This is a genomic window from Leclercia sp. UBA5958 (genome assembly GCF_002430365.1).
Classification (GTDB): Bacteria; Pseudomonadota; Gammaproteobacteria; order Enterobacterales; family Enterobacteriaceae; genus Enterobacter; species Enterobacter pneumoniae.
The window spans coordinates 667,762-686,737 of the sequence record NZ_DJCE01000007.1; the positions used below are offsets into that span (position 1 = coordinate 667,762).

Annotated in this window: 15 protein-coding genes; 10 read left to right on the forward strand and 5 right to left on the reverse strand. The window is 52.7% G+C overall.

Annotated features, from left to right (window positions below):
* Window positions 1–89 precede the first annotated feature (89 nt).
* The 5 genes from dmsA to B2Q93_RS12600 all read left to right on the forward strand — a co-directional run bounded on the left by dmsA (window position 90) and on the right by B2Q93_RS12600 (window position 6,080).
* Window positions 90–2,534 carry a dimethylsulfoxide reductase subunit A gene (gene dmsA, locus B2Q93_RS12580; protein ID WP_286933326.1) on the forward strand — a complete coding sequence of 815 codons (2,445 nt, stop codon included), beginning with the start codon at window positions 90–92 and terminating at the stop codon, window positions 2,532–2,534.
* Between the two features lie 10 nt (window positions 2,535–2,544).
* Window positions 2,545–3,162, forward strand: a complete 618-nt coding sequence (locus B2Q93_RS12585) for a DMSO/selenate family reductase complex B subunit (protein ID WP_040075798.1) — start codon at window positions 2,545–2,547, stop codon at window positions 3,160–3,162.
* A 1-nt stretch (window position 3,163) separates the two neighbouring features.
* On the forward strand, window positions 3,164–4,027 hold the full coding sequence (locus B2Q93_RS12590) for a dimethyl sulfoxide reductase anchor subunit family protein (RefSeq protein WP_286933328.1): 864 nt from the start codon (window positions 3,164–3,166) through the stop codon (window positions 4,025–4,027).
* A 274-nt stretch (window positions 4,028–4,301) separates the two neighbouring features.
* Window positions 4,302–5,450, forward strand: coding sequence for an MFS transporter (locus B2Q93_RS12595; protein WP_046887192.1), 1,149 nt, complete (start codon window positions 4,302–4,304; stop codon window positions 5,448–5,450).
* A gap of 123 nt (window positions 5,451–5,573) precedes the next feature.
* Window positions 5,574–6,080 (forward strand): anti-virulence regulator CigR family protein, encoded by a 507-nt coding sequence (locus B2Q93_RS12600; RefSeq protein ID WP_286933331.1) that lies wholly within the window; start codon window positions 5,574–5,576, stop codon window positions 6,078–6,080.
* A gap of 35 nt (window positions 6,081–6,115) precedes the next feature.
* Here the strand turns inward: B2Q93_RS12600 and pflA are convergent, their stop codons facing one another.
* From pflA to B2Q93_RS12625, 5 genes are all read right to left on the reverse strand, one after another.
* On the reverse strand, window positions 6,116–6,856 hold the full coding sequence (gene pflA / locus B2Q93_RS12605) for a pyruvate formate lyase 1-activating protein (RefSeq protein ID WP_040076337.1): 741 nt from the start codon (window positions 6,854–6,856) through the stop codon (window positions 6,116–6,118).
* Between the two features lie 202 nt (window positions 6,857–7,058).
* Window positions 7,059–9,341 carry a formate C-acetyltransferase gene (gene pflB, locus B2Q93_RS12610; protein ID WP_046887190.1) on the reverse strand — a complete coding sequence of 761 codons (2,283 nt, stop codon included), beginning with the start codon at window positions 9,339–9,341 and terminating at the stop codon, window positions 7,059–7,061.
* A gap of 50 nt (window positions 9,342–9,391) precedes the next feature.
* Window positions 9,392–10,249, reverse strand: a complete 858-nt coding sequence (gene focA, locus B2Q93_RS12615) for a formate transporter FocA (protein ID WP_046887189.1) — start codon at window positions 10,247–10,249, stop codon at window positions 9,392–9,394.
* A 405-nt stretch (window positions 10,250–10,654) separates the two neighbouring features.
* Window positions 10,655–12,415, reverse strand: a complete 1,761-nt coding sequence (gene ycaO / locus B2Q93_RS12620) for a 30S ribosomal protein S12 methylthiotransferase accessory factor YcaO (RefSeq protein WP_046887188.1) — start codon at window positions 12,413–12,415, stop codon at window positions 10,655–10,657.
* 107 nt (window positions 12,416–12,522) lie between these two features.
* Window positions 12,523–12,750: a hypothetical protein gene (locus B2Q93_RS12625; protein ID WP_207293363.1), complete on the reverse strand. Its 228-nt coding sequence runs from the start codon at window positions 12,748–12,750 to the stop codon at window positions 12,523–12,525.
* Between the two features lie 206 nt (window positions 12,751–12,956).
* Between B2Q93_RS12625 and B2Q93_RS12630 the strand changes: the two genes are divergently transcribed.
* The 5 genes from B2Q93_RS12630 (at window position 12,957) to rpsA (ending at window position 18,906) form a co-directional block, all read left to right on the forward strand.
* The gene (locus tag B2Q93_RS12630; protein ID WP_046887186.1) at window positions 12,957–13,649 is read left to right on the forward strand and encodes a DUF421 domain-containing protein; all 693 of its coding nucleotides are present in this window, start codon (window positions 12,957–12,959) and stop codon (window positions 13,647–13,649) included.
* Between the two features lie 162 nt (window positions 13,650–13,811).
* Window positions 13,812–14,900 carry a 3-phosphoserine/phosphohydroxythreonine transaminase gene (gene serC / locus B2Q93_RS12635; protein ID WP_040076331.1) on the forward strand — a complete coding sequence of 363 codons (1,089 nt, stop codon included), beginning with the start codon at window positions 13,812–13,814 and terminating at the stop codon, window positions 14,898–14,900.
* 68 nt (window positions 14,901–14,968) lie between these two features.
* Window positions 14,969–16,252: a 3-phosphoshikimate 1-carboxyvinyltransferase gene (aroA, locus tag B2Q93_RS12640; RefSeq protein WP_046887185.1), complete on the forward strand. Its 1,284-nt coding sequence runs from the start codon at window positions 14,969–14,971 to the stop codon at window positions 16,250–16,252.
* Window positions 16,253–16,437: 185 nt separating this feature from the next.
* Window positions 16,438–17,121 carry a (d)CMP kinase gene (gene cmk, locus B2Q93_RS12645; protein ID WP_040076329.1) on the forward strand — a complete coding sequence of 228 codons (684 nt, stop codon included), beginning with the start codon at window positions 16,438–16,440 and terminating at the stop codon, window positions 17,119–17,121.
* Window positions 17,122–17,232: 111 nt separating this feature from the next.
* Window positions 17,233–18,906 carry a 30S ribosomal protein S1 gene (gene rpsA / locus B2Q93_RS12650; protein WP_006174462.1) on the forward strand — a complete coding sequence of 558 codons (1,674 nt, stop codon included), beginning with the start codon at window positions 17,233–17,235 and terminating at the stop codon, window positions 18,904–18,906.
* The last annotated feature ends 70 nt before the right edge of the window (window positions 18,907–18,976 follow it).

Sequence of the window (18,976 nt, forward strand, 5' to 3'; positions counted from 1 at the left end):
CTGCTAAAGGGCTAATCTCGTTATTTATATAAGTATATAGCGGTAACTACCGCACTCTCTTTCTTTGTGAGCAACCAGAGCGAGTAGCTATGAAAATCAAAGCGCCAGAGGATTTGCTGACAGCGGAAGTCAGTCGTCGTGGGTTAATGAAAACTACGGCGGTTGGCGGTCTGGCTGTGGCAAGTAGCGCGATCACACTCCCTTTTACCCGTCTGGCATCAGCCGCGAATGCGCTGGCGCCCGCAGGTGTAAATGAAAAGGTAGTCTGGAGCGCATGTACTGTTAACTGCGGCAGTCGCTGTCCACTGCGCATGCACGTTGTTGATGGCGAGATCAAATACGTCGAGACCGATAATACGGGCGATGATAACTACGAAGGGCTGCATCAGGTACGCGCCTGTCTGCGCGGCCGCTCAATGCGTCGTCGGGTCTATAACCCGGATCGACTCAGGTATCCGATGAAGCGTGTGGGGAAACGTGGCGAAGGCAAATTTGAGCGTATCAGCTGGGAAGAGGCGTTCGATACCATCGCTGGCAATATGCAGCGCTTAATCAAAGAGTACGGTAACGAATCGATCTATCTGAATTACGGTACAGGTACGTTAGGCGGTACCTTAACGCGCTCCTGGCCGCCGGGTAAGACGCTTATTGCCCGTCTGATGAACTGCTGCGGCGGATACCTGAACCACTATGGTGACTACTCCACCGCCCAGATTGCCGCCGGTCTGAACTATACCTATGGCGGCTGGGCCGATGGCAATAGCCCGTCCGATATCGAAAATAGCCAGTTGGTCGTGCTGTTCGGTAATAACCCCGGTGAAACACGCATGAGCGGCGGCGGGGTCACTTACTATGTAGAGCAGGCCCGCGAAAAATCCAGTGCGCGGATGATCATCATTGACCCGCGCTATACCGATACTGGCGCAGGGCGTGAGGATGAGTGGATCCCTATCCGTCCAGGCACCGATGCCGCGCTGATCTCGGCGCTGGCATGGGTGATGATCACGGAAAACCTCGTTGATCAGCCTTTCCTCGACAAATATTGCGTGGGATACGATGAAACCACGCTGCCTGCAGGCGCACCGGCTAATGGCCATTACAAAGCCTGGATTCTGGGCCAGGGCAATGACGGTATCGCCAAAACGCCGGCCTGGGCCTCTGCGATTACCGGCATTCCACAAGAACGGATCGTCAAGCTGGCGCGTGAAATCGCGGGGGCGAAACCGGCCTTTATTTCACAGGGGTGGGGGCCGCAGCGCCATGCCAACGGCGAGCTGGTCTCCCGTGCCATTGCCATGCTGGCGATCCTGACCGGTAACGTAGGGATCCACGGCGGCAACAGCGGGGCGCGAGAAGGCTCTTACTCCCTCCCGTTTGAGCGGATGCCAACCCTTGAAAACCCGGTGCAGACCAGTATCTCCATGTTTATGTGGACCGATGCCATCGAGCGCGGCCCGGAAATGACCGCCACGCGCGACGGCGTACGCGGTAAAGATAAGCTGGATGTGCCGATTAAAATGATCTGGAACTATGCCGGCAACTGCCTCATTAACCAGCACTCGCAGATCAACCGCACCCACGAAATCCTCCAGGATGACAAAAAATGCGAGCTGATTGTGGTCATTGACTGCCACATGACCTCATCTGCGAAGTATGCCGATATCCTGCTGCCGGACTGCACCGCATCTGAGCAGATGGATTTCGCACTGGATGCCTCATGCGGCAACATGGCCTACGTCATCTTTGCCGATCAGGCCATCAAGCCGCGCTTCGAATGCAAAACCATCTATGAGATGACCACCGAGCTGGCGAAGCGCATGGGCGTGGCGCAACAGTTCACCGAGGGGCGTACTCAGGAAGGGTGGATGCGACATCTTTATGAGCAATCCCGCGAGGCGATCCCGGATCTGCTTCCTTTTGACGAATTTCGTAAGCAAGGCATCTTCAAACAACGCGATCCGCAAGGACACCACGTGGCTTATAAAGCCTTCCGCGCCGACCCCGTAGCCAATCCGCTGACCACACCGTCCGGCAAAATTGAGATCTACTCTGCGCAGCTGGCTGAGATAGCGGCCACCTGGGAGCTGGAAAAAGGCGACGTGATTGATCCGCTTCCGGTTTATAGCCCGGGCTTTGAAAACTATGACGACCCGCAGAGCAAGGATTATCCGCTGCAATTAACCGGGTTCCACTATAAAGCGCGTACTCACTCAACCTATGGCAATGTCGATGTATTGAAGGCGGCCTGCCGCCAGGAGATATGGATCAATCCGCTCGATGCGCAAAAGCGAGGCATTAAAAATGGCGATCGCGTGCGCATCTACAACGGTCGCGGTGAAGTACATATCGAGGCCAAAGTGACGCCCCGCATCTTGCCTGGCGTGGTCGCGTTAGGGGAGGGGGCCTGGTACAACCCGGATGCTAACCGCGTCGATCAGGCGGGCTGCATCAATGTGCTTACGACGCAGCGGCCTTCACCGTTGGCAAAGGGCAACCCATCACACAGTAACCTGGTCCAGGTTGAGAAGGCATAAGGAGTAGCCGATGACCACTCAGTATGGATTTTATATTGACTCCAGCCGCTGCACCGGGTGCAAAACCTGCGAGCTGGCCTGTAAAGATTACAAAGATCTGACCCCGGACGTGAGCTTCCGTCGCATTTACGAATACGCAGGCGGCGACTGGCAGGAGGATAACGGCGTCTGGCAGCAGAACGTCTTTGCCTACTATCTGTCGATTGCCTGTAACCACTGCGAAGACCCGGCCTGCACCAAAGTCTGCCCGAGCGGCGCCATGCACAAGCGGGAAGACGGCTTTGTGGTGGTTAACGAAGAAGTCTGCATTGGCTGCCGCTATTGCCATATGGCCTGCCCGTACGGCGCGCCACAGTACAACGCCGCCAAAGGCCACATGACCAAATGCGATGGCTGTTACGATCGCGTGGCAGAGGGCAAAAAGCCGGTCTGCGTGGAGTCCTGCCCGCTGCGTGCACTGGACTTCGGCCCGATCGACGAGCTGCGGCAGAAACACGGCAAGCTGGCAGCCGTTGCGCCGCTGCCGTCGGCGCACTTTACGAAACCAAGTATTGTCATTAAACCCAATGCCAACAGCCGACCAACGGGTGATACCACCGGCTATCTGGCCAATCCGAAGGAGGTGTGAGATGGGAAGCGGATGGCATGAATGGCCGTTAATGATCTTCACGGTGTTTGGGCAGTGCGTGGTGGGAGGCTTTATTGTCCTCTCATTGGCGCTGTTAAAAGGGTCGTTGCGGGCAGATAAACAGCAACGGCTGATAGGCACCATGTTTGGGCTATGGGTGCTAATGGGAATCGGTTTTATCGCCTCTACCTTGCACCTGGGTTCGCCGATGCGGGCATTCAACTCCCTGAATCGTATTGGTGATTCGGCACTCAGCAACGAAATTTCCAGCGGCGCACTCTTTTTTGCGGTTGGCGGGCTTGGCTGGCTGCTGGCGATGGTGAAAAAACTGCCTGCGGGCCTGCGAACACTGTGGTTGATCGTCACCATGGTGCTCGGCGTGATCTTCGTCTGGATGATGGTGCGGGTCTATAACACCATCGACACGGTACCGACGTGGTACAGCGTCTGGACGCCACTGAGCTTCTTCCTGACCCTGTTTATTGGCGGGCCGCTGCTGGGTTATCTGTTACTGCGTATAGCGGATGTTGACGGCTGGGCAATGCGTCTGCTGCCGGTCATCACGCTTATTGCATTGACGGTAAGCATGGTGGTGGCGCTGATGCAGGGGGCAGAGCTGGCGACTATCCATAGCGCTATCCAGCAGGCCTCGTCGCTGGTACCGGCATACGGTTCCCTGATGGCCTGGCGGGTGGTGATTCTGGTCGCCGCGCTGGTGTGTTGGATTGTGCCCCAACTGAAAGGGAATCAGCCTGCGCTGCCGCTTCTCTCACTGGCTTTTATACTGGTGTTGGTTGGTGAAATGATTGGCCGTGGCGTCTTTTATGGTCTGCATATGACGGTGGGTATGGCTGTCGCAAGTTAACGCGTTTTTTTGTTATATCAAGCCGGGCCGTCGTGCCCGGCTTTCTCTTTTTTCTTCATGAAATTTTTCAACTGAGCGTTTCGCTTGCAATAAACATTAAATCAATAAAAACAGTGGGATGAATTCTGCTGAGTGCGCCACATTGCTTAGCAGGATTAGTTTTATCAATCGACGTGGAACAAATCGTGCGAGGCCCTGAAACCAGTGGATTGACTTTGTTTTTACCAGTGGCATGATGCGCACGAAATCTATACTTCCTCACGGTTTTTAATCCATGTCCACCTATACCCGGCCAGTGCTGTTACTGCTCTGCGGCCTTCTTTTGTTGACGCTGGCGATTGCGGTGTTAAATACCCTCGTCCCGCTTTGGCTCGCCCATGAAAACTTACCGACCTGGCAGGTGGGTATGGTTAGCTCGTCTTTCTTTACGGGCAACCTGCTTGGCACCTTAATGACGGGAAGCCTGATCAAACGTTTTGGTTTTAACCGTAGCTATTATGTGGCGTCGCTGATATTTGCCGTGGGATGTGCCGGATTAGGGCTGATGGTGGGCTTCTGGAGCTGGATGGTCTGGCGTTTTATTGCGGGCGTGGGCTGCGCGATGATCTGGGTGGTCGTGGAAAGTGCGCTGATGTGCAGCGGAACCTCCCGCAACCGTGGGCGTCTGTTGGCTGCCTATATGATGGTTTACTACATCGGTACCGTGCTGGGACAGTTAATGGTCAGCAAATTCCCGACCGACTTGATGAGCGTGCTGCCGTGGGTCACCGGCATGGTGCTGGCGGCAATCCTGCCTCTGCTCTTTACGCGCATTGTGAACCAACATAGCGAACATCAGGAAGCCACGCACGTCTGGCCGATGCTGAGATTGCGGCAGGCGCGTCTGGGCGTTAATGGATGTATTATTTCTGGCATTGTACTGGGTTCACTCTATGGCCTGATGCCGCTCTATCTGAATCACCAGGGCGTCAGCGATTCCGGAATTGGCTTCTGGATGGCGGTGATGGTCAGTGCCGGCATCGTCGGGCAGTGGCCTGTCGGCCGCCTTGCCGACCGTTTTGGTCGCCTGCTGGTTTTGCGCGTACAGGTATTCGTGGTGATCATGGGTTGTCTGGCGATGCTTAGCAACGCGGCGATGGCGCCCGCGCTATTTATTTTAGGCGCAGCGGGCTTTACGCTCTATCCGGTAGCGATGGCCTGGGCCTGCGAGAAAGTAGAACATCATCAGCTGGTCGCAATGAACCAGGCGCTGCTACTGAGCTACACGATTGGCAGTTTGTTGGGGCCCACCTTTACTGCCATGCTGATGCAGAACTACTCCGACAATTTGTTGTTCATCATGATTGCCAGCGTGTCGTTTATCTATCTGTTGATGTTGCTGCGCAAAGCGGGCAAGCATCCAACCCCGGTTGCACATGCCTGATTAAATAAAAGCCTGTCGATGACAGGCTTTTTTGTCCTCATCACATATCAGAGTTTTACGCATTGTTTGTTTATTACGCCAGGTAATAATTCACACGAGTACTACCATAATAAGGCAGCAATCATGTCTTCTCGTCGTTTTACCACTACAGCGCTGGCGATAGTGTTGTCCTTAAGCTTTGCAACCGTACCTGCGATGGCTAATCCGGGAAATGGAAATGGCCACGGTAACGGGCAGGGTAATAGCGGCAATCATGGCAACGGCAATGCCAATAAAGGTAATGCTGGCAACCCGGACCATAAACAAAAAAACGGTCATCAGAACCAGGGCAAATCAAATAAAAGCGTCAGGGATGATGTCGATGCCCGCGTCAGCTACGATCATGCCCGGCATCTGGCGTTGAATTACGGCTTAACGGGGTATGATTCACTGCCGCCGGGGATTGCGAAAAACCTTGCGCGCGGCAAACCTCTGCCTCCGGGCATCGCGAAAAAAGCCGTTCCGGCATCGATGCTGGGGCAATTACCCTCTTATCCGGGCTATGAATGGCGCGTGGTCGGGAAGGATCTGGTCTTAATTGCGCTGAGTACGGCGATTGTGACCACCATTATTAATGGCGTCTTTGACTAATAAATAATACGCCCGGTGAATACCGGGCGTATTTGTTAATACATGACCTTATGACCGTACTGCTCAAGAATGCCTTTTACGCGTTCCATGGTCTCTTTCTTCGGCGGCTTAACGCCGTCCAGCTTATACTCTTCGCCCATTGCCACCCATTTGTGTTTTCCCAACTCGTGGTATGGCAGCAGCTCAATTTTTTCGACATTACCCATATCGCGGGTAAATTCTCCCAGACGATGGGCAGAATCGTCATCGTCTGACCAGCCTGGCACCACGACGTAGCGGATCCAGGTTTTGATGCCTTTGCCGGAGATGTATTTCGCAAACTCCAGGGTACGATGGTTCGACACGCCAACCAGGTTCTGGTGTATCTCATCGTTCATCTGTTTGAGATCGAGCATGACCAGGTCGGTCACTTCCAGCAGTTCATCAATGACGGGATCGTAACGACGCACAAAGCCATTAGTATCGAGGCAGGTATGGATGCCTTCTTCGTGGCAGGCCCGGAACCAGTCGCGGACAAACTCTGCCTGCAGGATGGCTTCGCCTCCTGATGCCGTCACGCCGCCGCCGGAAGCATTCATAAAGTGGCGGTAGGTTACCACCTCTTTCATCAGCTCTTCGACTGTAACTTCTTTACCACCGTGCGTATCCCAGGTATCACGGTTATGGCAGTACAGGCAGCGCATCAGGCAGCCCTGGAAAAAGGTGATAAAACGGATGCCCGGGCCATCGACGGTGCCACAGGACTCAAAGGAGTGAATGCGACCAATAGTTGACATTGCGGTGATATCTCCAGCTTCAGCCCGTCCGGGGCCTGTTATGTGCACAGCTCGTGCTGACTGTGTCGAGTCTATTTTGGCTGTTATCCATCAAGTATAGATAGCGGGCAAAAGAGACTGTTGCGGGGAGGTGTTAAAAAGGCCCCACTTGCGTGGAGCCTTTATTGTACGCGCTTTACCGCGTGATTTCAGTCAATTCCCGTTACATGGATTGAGTGAAAGTACGGGTAATGACGTCTTTCTGCTGTTCTTTAGTCAGCGAGTTGAAACGTACTGCGTAGCCAGATACACGGATGGTCAACTGAGGATATTTCTCAGGATGTTCCATCGCATCGAGCAGCATTTCACGGTTCATGACGTTCACGTTCAGGTGCTGACCACCTTCGATGGACGCTTCGTGGTGGAAGTAACCATCCATCAGGCCTGCCAGGTTGGTCTTACGTACTTCGTCGTCTTTACCCAGCGCGTTTGGCACGATGGAGAAGGTGTAAGAGATACCATCTTTCGCGTAGGCAAACGGCAGTTTAGCAACGGAGGTCAGAGAGGCAACGGCACCTTTCTGGTCGCGACCGTGCATTGGGTTAGCACCTGGGCCGAATGGCGCGCCAGCACGACGACCATCTGGGGTGTTACCAGTTTTCTTACCATACACAACGTTAGAAGTGATGGTCAGAACAGACTGGGTCGGGATAGCGTTACGGTAAGTAGTGAGTTTCTGAATTTTCTTCATGAAACGTTCTACCAGGTCAACCGCCATGTCATCAACGCGTGCGTCGTTGTTACCAAACTGCGGGTATTCGCCTTCGATTTCGAAGTCGATAGCCAGACCGTCTTCGTCACGAATTGGTTTAACTTTCGCATATTTGATAGCAGACAGGGAGTCAGCCGCAACGGACAGACCTGCGATACCACATGCCATGGTGCGAACAACGTCACGGTCGTGCAGCGCCATCAGAGAGGCTTCGTAGCTGTACTTGTCGTGCATGTAGTGGATAACGTTCAGTGCAGTCACATACTGCTTAGCCAGCCAGTCCATGAAGTGATCCATGCGGTCCATGACTTCGTCATAGTTCAGCACGTCGCCTTTGATTGGCTCAGACTTAGGACCTACCTGCATTTTCAGTTTTTCATCAACGCCGCCGTTGATTGCGTACAGCATGGTTTTCGCCAGGTTTGCACGCGCACCGAAGAACTGCATTTGCTTACCAACAACCATTGGGCTTACGCAGCAAGCGATAGCGTAGTCATCGTTGTTGAAGTCAGGGCGCATCAGGTCATCGTTCTCGTACTGCAGAGAAGAGGTATCGATGGACACTTTAGCGGCGAATTTCTTGAAGTTCAGAGGCAGTTTTTCAGACCACAGAACGGTGATGTTCGGCTCCGGAGAAGGACCCATGGTGTACAGGGTGTTCAGGAAGCGGAAGCTGTTTTTGGTTACCAGCGTACGACCGTCAACGCCCATACCGCCGATAGATTCGGTTGCCCAAATTGGGTCACCAGAGAACAGTTCGTCGTACTCAGGGGTACGCAGGAAGCGAACCATACGCAGTTTCATGACCAGGTGGTCAATCATTTCCTGAGCGTCTTGTTCGGTGATTTTGCCCGCTTTCAGGTCACGTTCAATGTACGCATCCAGGAAGGTGGATACGCGACCGAAGGACATTGCGGCACCGTTCTGAGACTTAACGGCGGCCAGGTAGCCGAAGTAGGTCCACTGGATAGCTTCCTGAGCGTTAGTTGCAGGACCAGAGATATCGCAGCCGTATTTCGCTGCCATCTCTTTAATCTGACCCAGCGCACGATGCTGTTCAGCAATCTCTTCACGCAGACGGATAGTCGCTTCCAGGTTTACGCCGTTTTCCAGATCAGACTGCAGGGACAGGAACTGGGAGTATTTGTCTTTCAGCAGGAAGTCGATACCGTACAGCGCAACGCGACGGTAATCACCGATGATACGGCCACGGCCATACGCATCTGGCAGACCAGTCAGAACGCCAGATTTACGGCAGTTCAGAATATCTTTGGTGTAAACATCGAATACACCCTGGTTGTGGGTTTTGCGGTATTCGGTGAAGATTTTTTTCAGCATTGGGTCCAGCTCGCGGTTATACGCTTTGCAGGAACCTTCAACCATTTTGATACCACCGAACGGGATAATCGCACGTTTCAGTGGGGCTTCAGTTTGCAGACCAACGATTTTCTCAAGGGCTTTGTTGATGTAGCCAGCATCGTGAGAAGTGATGGTGGAAGCAACGGAGGTGTCAAAATCAACTGGCGCGTGAGTGCGGTTTTCCAGTTTAACGCCTTCCATTACGCTGTCCCACAGCTTGGTGGTCGCATCAGTTGCGCCAGCCAGGAAGGATTCGTCACCTTCATACGGGGTGTAGTTTTTCTGAATAAAGTCACGGACGTTGACTTCATTCTGCCAGTCACCTTTCGCAAAACCTTCCCAGGCTGTGGCTAACTTTTCATTAAGCTCGGACATGTAACACCTACCTTCTTAAGTGGATTTTTTATTTACTGCCTGAGACATCATCAATGATGATTATCGCCACGCAGGTAAATGACCCAGTATGTCAACCCGACCAGCAGACCCCCACCGATAATGTTCCCGATAGTGACAGGGATCAGGTTATCTGTGATGAAATTCATAATAGTCAGGTGAGAGAAACTTTCCGGGGAAGAACCGATAGCGGTCCAGAACTCCGGGCTTGCAAAATTACGGATGACGATGCCCATCGGGATCATAAACATGTTTGCAATACTGTGCTCAAAGCCGCTGGCGACAAACATGGCGACAGGCAGAACCATAATCATGGCTTTGTCCATCAGGCTACGGCCGGAGTAGCTCATCCAGACCGCCAGGCAGACCATCAGGTTTGCAAGGATACCCAGCGCCACGGCTTCAATAAATGTATGGTGCATTTTGTGGTCAGCGGTCTGCAGGACATTTAGCCCCCATCCGCCGTTGGCTGTCATATATTCACCCGACAACCACATCAACAGTACAAACAGCAGGCAGCCAATGAGGTTGCCGATGTAAACGTTGACCCAGTTTTTCGCTAACTGCCCCCAGGTAATCTTACCGCTCGCTTTGGCGACAACGATCAACACCGTGGAGGTAAAGAGGTCGGCGCCGCAAATGACGCAAAGAATCAGACCCAGCGAGAAGCAAATGCCGCCAATCAATTTCGCGATACCAAAGGGCATAGCGGCGGTGCCGGTGGTAGCAGTGATGTAGAAAACGAAGGCTATGGAGATGAACACACCGGCAGTAATCGCCAGGAAAAACGTGGTCATCGGCTGTTTCGTTGCTTTATAGACACCCGCTTCTTCGGCAACTTTCGCCATGGCAGCTGGGAGTAAAAGATCAAAAGGGTTGTCAGCTTTCACACTAACTCTCTCTTTATTAAGTCGGCGACGAGATACTAACAAAGCATTATAGAAGAGAAATTGATATAGATCATATCTCGCCTGGCTTATAGGCCCGCACTCTGCATGGTTTTACAGCAAAAGCGGAGTAAGTATTTGATTATCCGTATAAAAATAAATTTTAAAAGTTATAAAATGATTTGATTTTTTTCTTTGGCCGTCCTCCATAACAGTTAATTATAATGGAGTATTTACTATAAAAAGTTACAACAGTAACCAGGTCGCTATTATTATAGTTACCGTTATTTAACTTTATTATTACAATTAAACTTGATTGCCTTATAAATAAAAAACGGGGCAATTAAATTGCCCCGTAATATAACGTAGGCGACGGAATACGCCTACTCTCTATAATGCTATTTGCGGTTATTTTGCCCAGTAAGCGCTTTTGGCTTTCTGCAGTTTCTCGTAGGCTTTTAACAGCGACTGATGCGCCGGGAAGGCTTTCAAATCGCTGTCCACAGCCTGCAGGCCGTAGAACGGTGCTTCACCACTCAGGGCTGCACTGGCAGCCTCAACGGCGTCTGCGCCATACATACGAACGAAGGCGTGCAGATACTGCAGCGGCTCACGCTCTTCTTCCTGAGAGAGCAGCAGCAAGGTCTGCAGGCAACGGTAGTAGTTCGCACGCTCAGCCGAGAAAATAGAGCCGTTGAACTCAATGGTCCATTCAACCCAGGTCAGAGCCTGCTCCAGATCGCCGCCCGCCAGGGCCAGCATTGCCTTTAGCTCACCGATGCGCAGGGTGTACCAGCCGTTGTCTTTACCGGTTGCCAGCCCCAGCAATTCACGTACGCGAGTAAAATCGTCATTACCTTCGTCATCGAGTTGGGTGATGAGGTTGAGATAATCTTCTTTTTCCCAACGGCTTTCCGGGAGGGAGAGCAGGGTTTCGCGCAGATGCGTGCCCATGGTGTTATTGGCCAACCACAGATCTTCAACCGGATAGATATCAGACATGCCAGGCGCAAGAATACGGCAAGCATAGACACCCAGATGTTCGTAATCGGCGATATACACTTCCTGATCTTCTTCACGGAAGATAGCCATCAGCGTGGCGAATTCCTCTTCGGTGGTGCCGGAGAAGCTCCAGTCCACGAACGGGTAATCTGCATCCTGCTTGAACATATCCCAGGAGATCAGACCGCTGGAATCGATAAAGTGGGTTTCAAGGTTAGCGTGTTCAGCGACTTCTTCGTCGTCAAAGGTGGGTGGCGTAAAGACGTCAAGATCTTTCAGACCGCGGCCCTGCAGCAACTCGGTAACTGTACGCTCAAGCGCCACGCCGAAGTCTGGGTGCGCGCCAAAGGAGGCAAAGCAGGTCCCGTTAGCCGGGTTAAACAGGACCACACAGATAACCGGGTATTTACCGCCCAGCGAGCCGTCATACGCGAAAATAGGGAAACCTTCGGCTTCCAGTTTAGCAATGGATTCCACCACGCCCGGGTAACGCGCAAGAACCTCGCTCGGGATCTCCGGCAGGCTGATTGATTCGGCGATAATGCGGTTTTTGATATGACGCTCAAACACTTCAGACAGACCCTGAACACGCGCTTCGTTGCGGGTGTTACCGGCGGACATACCGTTAGAGACATACAGGTTGCCAACGATATTCATTGGAATATAGACGGTCTGTTCGTCGGACTGACGGGTAAACGGCAGGGCACAAATCCCACGCTCATCATTGCCGGATTGCAGATCCACCAGCATGCTGGCGGTCAGTTCGTTGTCCAGATCGTAAAACGCGCGCAGACGATCGTCCAGAATACCTTCCGGCAGCTCGTCATCTTCGGTCAGCGGGAACCACTTCTCGTTCGGATAGTGCACAAACGGGCCGTTGGCAATGGTGTCGCCCAGCCAGAAATCCGCAAAGAAATAGTTGGTGGAGAGACGCTCAAAGTACTCACCCAGCGCAGAAGCCAGGGCCGCTTTTTTCGTGGCGCCTTTACCGTTAGTAAAGCACAGGGCACAGTCTTTATCGCGAATATGCACGGACCAGACGTGAGGTACAGGGTTCAGCCAGGACGCTTCTTCAATATTAAAGCCCAGATCGGTCAGTTTTTGCTGGAAGCGTGCGATGGAATCTTCCAGAGCGGCGTCTTTGCCGGGGATAAAGGTTTGGGTCATGATTAGTCAGTTGTTGATGGCAGGATGCGCAATAATACGGCTTTTAAGGAAGGATGGCTATTAACGGGAGAGTGTCAGGGCATGGGGTGACCGCATACCCTGAAAGATTAAAGAATAGGGGCGCAGATACTCACGATCATTGCGGCACCCGACAGACTGGTCCCAACAATTCCGGCCGCCATAACGGCGAAGCCAATGCCCAGCGTAAAGGGCCCGGCGATAGCGCCAAGCACAATAGTGGGAATAAACGCCCCCAGACCAAGGCCGGCCGGTAAAGATAGCAGCCCAAAGCCACCACTGACGACGCAGATTTCGTCACAGGTTAATTCACGCATAAAAAATCCTTTTCAATGAGTTTTGATTTCCAGACGAAAGATTTTAGGGAACAGGCATACCGGGAGTAAATCCCGCGATTGGGAGCAACGTCTGAAATCAGAAGAAATCAGATTTGATTTAGCCCCTGAGCAGCGCAGTCAGGCGGCGGAAAGCGGAACCTGAGCTATGCTTACAGGGAGTAACTTACTGTAAAGGAACAACAAAAATGAAAGCGTTCGATCTCCAACGGATGGCATTCGATAAAGTCCCTCCTGAATTTTTAGGTGAAGTTGCGCTGCGTAGCCTCTATACCTTTGTTTTGGTGTTTCTATTTCTCAAAATAACCGGTCGACGCGGCGTGCGTCAGATGTCGCTTTTCGAAGTGTTAATCATTTTAACCCTGGGCTCCGCGGCCGGAGACGTCGCGTTTTATGACGACGTGCCGATGGTGCCCGTGTTTATTGTTTTTGTGTCACTTGCCTTGCTCTACCGACTGGTGATGTGGCTGATGTCTAAAAGTGAAAAGCTGGAAGACCTGTTCGAAGGGAAGCCGGTCGTTATCATTGAAGAGGGGCAACTGGCCTGGGAAAAAGTGCAAAGCGCGAATATGACGGAGTTTGAGTTCTTTATGGAGCTACGTCTCAACAGCGTTGAACAACTGGGCCAGGTCCGACTGGCTATTATGGAAACCAATGGGCAGATCAGCGTCTATTACTACCCCGATGACGAGGTCAAGCCCGGGCTGTGTATCTTGCCGGATATGCTGATTGACCGTTTTAATACCGTACCTGAGAGCGGGCAGTATGCCTGCATAAAGTGTAGCCATGTCGTGTCCATGCAGGCAGGCGATCATATGTTATGCCCGCGCTGTACCAATCCAGAATGGACGAAGGTTAGTCGGGCCAAACGGCTCGCCTGACAGCCAATTTGTCGGTTTTGTGACAGGGCGGTGGTAGATTGTATTGTGTGACCTGCGCCACATTTCCAGGGTCATAAGTTTTAGACATTGCGGCGCGTGTCACTGAATGATAAAACCGATATCCACAGTTATAACTTATTGCTTTAAGCGTGGTGAGGGGAAATGGCTCAGGTCTTTAATTTCAGTTCAGGTCCGGCAATGTTACCGGCAGAGGTACTTAAGCAAGCTCAGCAAGAGCTGGTTGACTGGCAGGGTCTCGGTACGTCGGTGATGGAGATTAGCCACCGTGGTAAAGAGTTTATCCAGGTGGCGGAAGAGGCAGAAAAGGATTTTCGCGATCTGCTGAATATTCCCTCGAACTACAAAGTATTGTTCTGCCACGGCGGGGGACGCGGTCAATTTGCTGGCGTTCCGCTGAATATTCTCGGTGACAAAACCACGGCAGATTACGTGGATGCGGGCTACTGGGCGGCAAGCGCAGTAAAAGAAGCGCACAAATACTGTACGCCGAACGTTATCGACGCCAAAGTCACCGTCGACGGACTGCGCGCTGTGAAGCCAATGCGCGAATGGCAGCTTTCTGATAACGCCGCGTATCTGCACTACTGCCCGAATGAAACCATCGACGGTATTGCCATTGATGAGACCCCGGACTTCGGTAAAGATGTTGTCGTTGCCGCCGATTTCTCCTCCACTATCCTTTCCGCGCCGCTCGATATCAGCCGCTTCGGTGTTATCTACGCTGGCGCGCAGAAGAACATCGGCCCGGCGGGTTTGACTATCGTCATCGTACGTGAGGATCTATTGGGTAAAGCCCATACAGCTTGCCCATCCATTCTGGACTACACCGTGTTGAACGATAACGACTCTATGTTCAACACCCCGCCAACCTTTGCCTGGTATCTCTCCGGTCTGGTCTTCAAGTGGCTGAAGCAAAATGGCGGTGTGGCGCAGATGGATAAGATCAATCAGCAGAAAGCTGAACTGCTTTATGGCACCATCGATAAGAGCGACTTTTACCGCAACGATGTGGCTAAAGCCAACCGCTCCCGCATGAACGTCCCGTTCCAGCTGGCGGATAGCAATCTGGATAAAGTGTTCCTGGAAGAGTCCTTCGCTGCGGGTCTGCATGCGTTGAAAGGCCACCGCGTCGTTGGCGGAATGCGCGCCTCTATTTATAACGCGATGCCGCTGGAAGGCGTGAAGGCCCTGACCGATTTCATGATCGACTTCGAACGTCGTCACGGTTAATCGCGCTGTTTTCACCCCCGCAGCATCGCTGCGGGGTTTTTATTATGTTGAGTTGAGAGTTAAGTTTCATGGAATCCCTGACGTTACAACCAATCGCGCGAGTAGACGGCACCATCAATCTGCCGGGTTCAAAGAGTGTTTCGAACCGCGCCCTGTTGCTGGCAGCGCTGGCAAATGGCACGACAGTCCTGACCAACCTGCTGGATAGCGATGACGTACGTCATATGCTCAATGCGTTACAAGCGTTGGGCGTTCACTACACGCTCTCTGACGATCGAACCCGTTGTGAAGTTACTGGCAACGGTGGGGCGCTGCGCGCAGCCGAAGAGCTCGAGTTGTTCCTGGGTAACGCCGGCACCGCTATGCGCCCCCTGGCCGCAGCCCTGTGTCTGGGTAACAGCAATATTGTGCTGACGGGCGAACCGCGTATGAAAGAGCGTCCGATTGGTCATCTGGTGGATGCCCTGCGTCAGGGCGGCGCGAAAATTGACTATCTGGAGCAGGAAAACTATCCACCACTGCGCCTGCGCGGAGGCTTCACCGGCGGTCATGTTGAGGTAGATGGCAGCGTTTCCAGCCAGTTCTTAACCGCGCTGCTGATGACCGCGCCGCTGGCACCGCAGGACACCGTGATTACCATCAAAGGCGATCTGGTCTCTAAGCCCTATATCGATATCACGCTGCATCTGATGCAAACTTTCGGCATCGAGGTGGAAAACCACGCTTATCAGCGCTTCGTAGTGCGCGGTGCACAGCAGTATCAATCTCCGGGCCACTATCTTGTTGAAGGCGACGCCTCTTCCGCCTCCTATTTCCTGGCCGCGGGGGCGATTAAGGGCGGCACCGTTAAAGTAACCGGCATCGGCCGTAATAGTGTGCAAGGCGATATCCGCTTTGCAGACGTTCTGGAGAAGATGGGCGCCACGGTGACCTGGGGGGAGGACTTCATCTCCTGTACGCGTGGCGAACTCAACGCCATCGACATGGACATGAACCATATCCCGGATGCGGCGATGACCATTGCGACGGCAGCGCTTTTCGCAAAAGGGACCACCACGCTGCGTAACATCTATAACTGGCGTGTGAAAGAGACCGACCGTCTGTTTGCAATGGCAACCGAACTGCGCAAAGTGGGCGCAGAGGTAGAAGAGGGCGAAGACTACATCCGCGTCACACCGCCGGCACAACTGCAGGTGGCTGAAATCGGCACCTATAACGATCACCGCATGGCGATGTGTTTCTCGCTGGTGGCGCTCTCGGATACCCCGGTGACCATTCTCGATCCGAAATGTACCGCGAAAACCTTCCCGGACTACTTCGAACAGCTGGCGCGCATCAGTACGCTGGCGTAATCATCCTTTGCCGCATCATCGGATGCGGCATTTCCTTACGTTTCCTGACCCACACTCCCGCGCATTTCTTCTACACTCTGCTTCATTAATTTCGTTATTTGCACGCAAAGGTAACAGTTGCGCAAGATGACGCGTATAATGCGCGGCGTTTATATGAACGGTATGCCTTATTTAAGGAGAAAACGATGACGGCAGTTGCCCCGGTAATCACCATTGATGGGCCAAGTGGCGCAGGGAAAGGTACGCTGTGCAAAGCAATGGCGGAAGCATTGCAATGGCATCTTTTAGATTCGGGAGCAATCTATCGCGTACTGGCTTTGGCTGCGCTGCACCACCATGTGGATGTCGCGTCTGAAGAGGCACTGGTCCCGCTGGCTGCGCATCTGGATGTTCGTTTTGTCTCGACCGACGGCAACCTTGAAGTCATTCTCGAAGGTGAAGACGTGAGCGGTGAAATCCGCACCCAGGAAGTGGCCAATGCGGCTTCGCAGGTTGCCGCCTTCCCGCGCGTACGTGAAGCCTTGTTACGACGCCAGCGTGCATTCCGTGAAACACCCGGTTTGATCGCCGACGGTCGCGACATGGGAACCGTGGTTTTCCCTGATGCGCCTGTGAAAATTTTCCTTGATGCCTCATCGGAAGAGCGAGCGCAACGCCGCATGCTTCAGTTGCAGGAGAAGGGGTTTAGTGTTAACTTTGATCGCCTTTTATCCGAGATAAAAGAACGTGATGACCGCGATCGTAACCGCGCCGTCGCGCCACTTGTTCCTGCAGAAGATGCGTTAGTGCTGGACTCTACCAGTTTAACTATTGAGCAAGTGATTGAAAAAGCGCTACAATATGCGCGCCAGAAATTGGCTCTCGCGTAATCGCGACCGATTTAGTAGTACCCCCGCTGCAATGGATTGACGGCGGGTATGTGAAACAACCCCATCCGGCACGGAGCCAGGTGGACGTTAATATTAACCTGAAGATTAAACATGACTGAATCTTTTGCTCAACTATTTGAAGAATCCTTAAAAACAATCGAAACCCGTCCGGGTTCCATCGTTCGCGGTGTTGTTGTTGCTATCGACAAAGACGTAGTACTGGTTGACGCCGGTCTGAAATCTGAGTCCGCCATTCCGGCTGAGCAGTTCAAAAACGCCCAGGGCGAGCTGGAAATCCAGGTCGGTGACGAAGTTGACGTTGCACTGGACGCAGTAGAAGACGGCTTCGGCGAAACCCTGCTGTCTCGTGAGAAAGCTAAACGTCACGAAGCATGGATCACCCTGGAAAAAGCTTACGAAGAAGCTGAAACTGTGGTCGGTGTTATCAACGGCAAAGTTAAAGGTGGCTTCACTGTTGAGCTGAATGGTATTCGTGCGTTCCTGCCAGGTTCACTGGTAGACGTTCGTCCAGTCCGTGACACCCTGCACCTCGAAGGCAAAGAGCTTGAGTTCAAAGTAATCAAGCTGGACCAGAAGCGTAACAACGTTGTTGTATCCCGTCGTGCCGTTATCGAATCCGAAAACAGCGCAGAACGCGATCAGCTGCTGGAAAACCTGCAGGAAGGCATGGAAGTCAAAGGTATCGTTAAGAACCTCACTGACTACGGCGCATTCGTTGACCTGGGCGGCGTTGATGGCCTGCTGCACATCACCGACATGGCGTGGAAACGCGTTAAGCACCCAAGCGAAATCGTGAACGTGGGCGACGAAATCACTGTTAAAGTGCTGAAGTTCGACCGCGAGCGTACTCGTGTATCCCTCGGCCTGAAACAGCTGGGCGAAGATCCATGGGTAGCTATCGCTAAGCGTTACCCAGAAGGTACTAAACTGACTGGTCGCGTTACCAACCTGACCGACTACGGCTGCTTCGTTGAAATCGAAGAAGGCGTTGAAGGCCTGGTGCACGTTTCCGAAATGGACTGGACCAACAAAAACATCCACCCATCCAAAGTTGTTAACGTTGGTGATGTAGTGGAAGTGATGGTTCTGGATATCGACGAAGAACGTCGTCGTATCTCCCTGGGCCTGAAGCAGTGCAAAAACAACCCATGGCAGCAGTTCGCGGAAACCCACAACAAGGGTGACCGTGTTGAAGGTAAAATCAAGTCTATCACTGACTTCGGTATCTTCATCGGCCTGGACGGCGGCATCGATGGCCTGGTTCACCTGTCTGACATCTCCTGGAACGTTGCAGGCGAAGAAGCAGTACGTGAATTCAAGAAAGGCGACGAAATCGCTGCAGTTGTTCTGCAGGTTGACGCAGAACGTGAGCGTATCTCCCTGGGCGTTAAGCAGCTGGCAGAAGATCCGTTCAACAACTGGGTTGCACTGAACAAGAAAGGCGCAATCGTAAACGGTAAAGTAACTGCAGTTGACGCTAAAGGCGCAACCGTAGAACTGGCTGACGGCGTTGAAGGTTACCTGCGCGCTTCCGAAGCTTCCCGTGACCGCGTTGAAGATGCAACTCTGGTTCTGAGCGTTGGCGATGACGTTGAAGCTAAGTTCACCGGTGTTGACCGTAAGAACCGTGCAATCAGCCTGTCTGTTCGTGCTAAAGACGAAGCTGATGAGAAAGATGCAATCGCAACTGTTAACAAACAGGAAGATGCAAACTTCTCTAACAACGCAATGGCTGAAGCTTTCAAAGCAGCTAAAGGCGAGTAATTCAAGTAATCCGATTCCTTTGAGCTATAACGCAGTTACGGCTCTAAGGATAACGAGTCTACTTGACAGA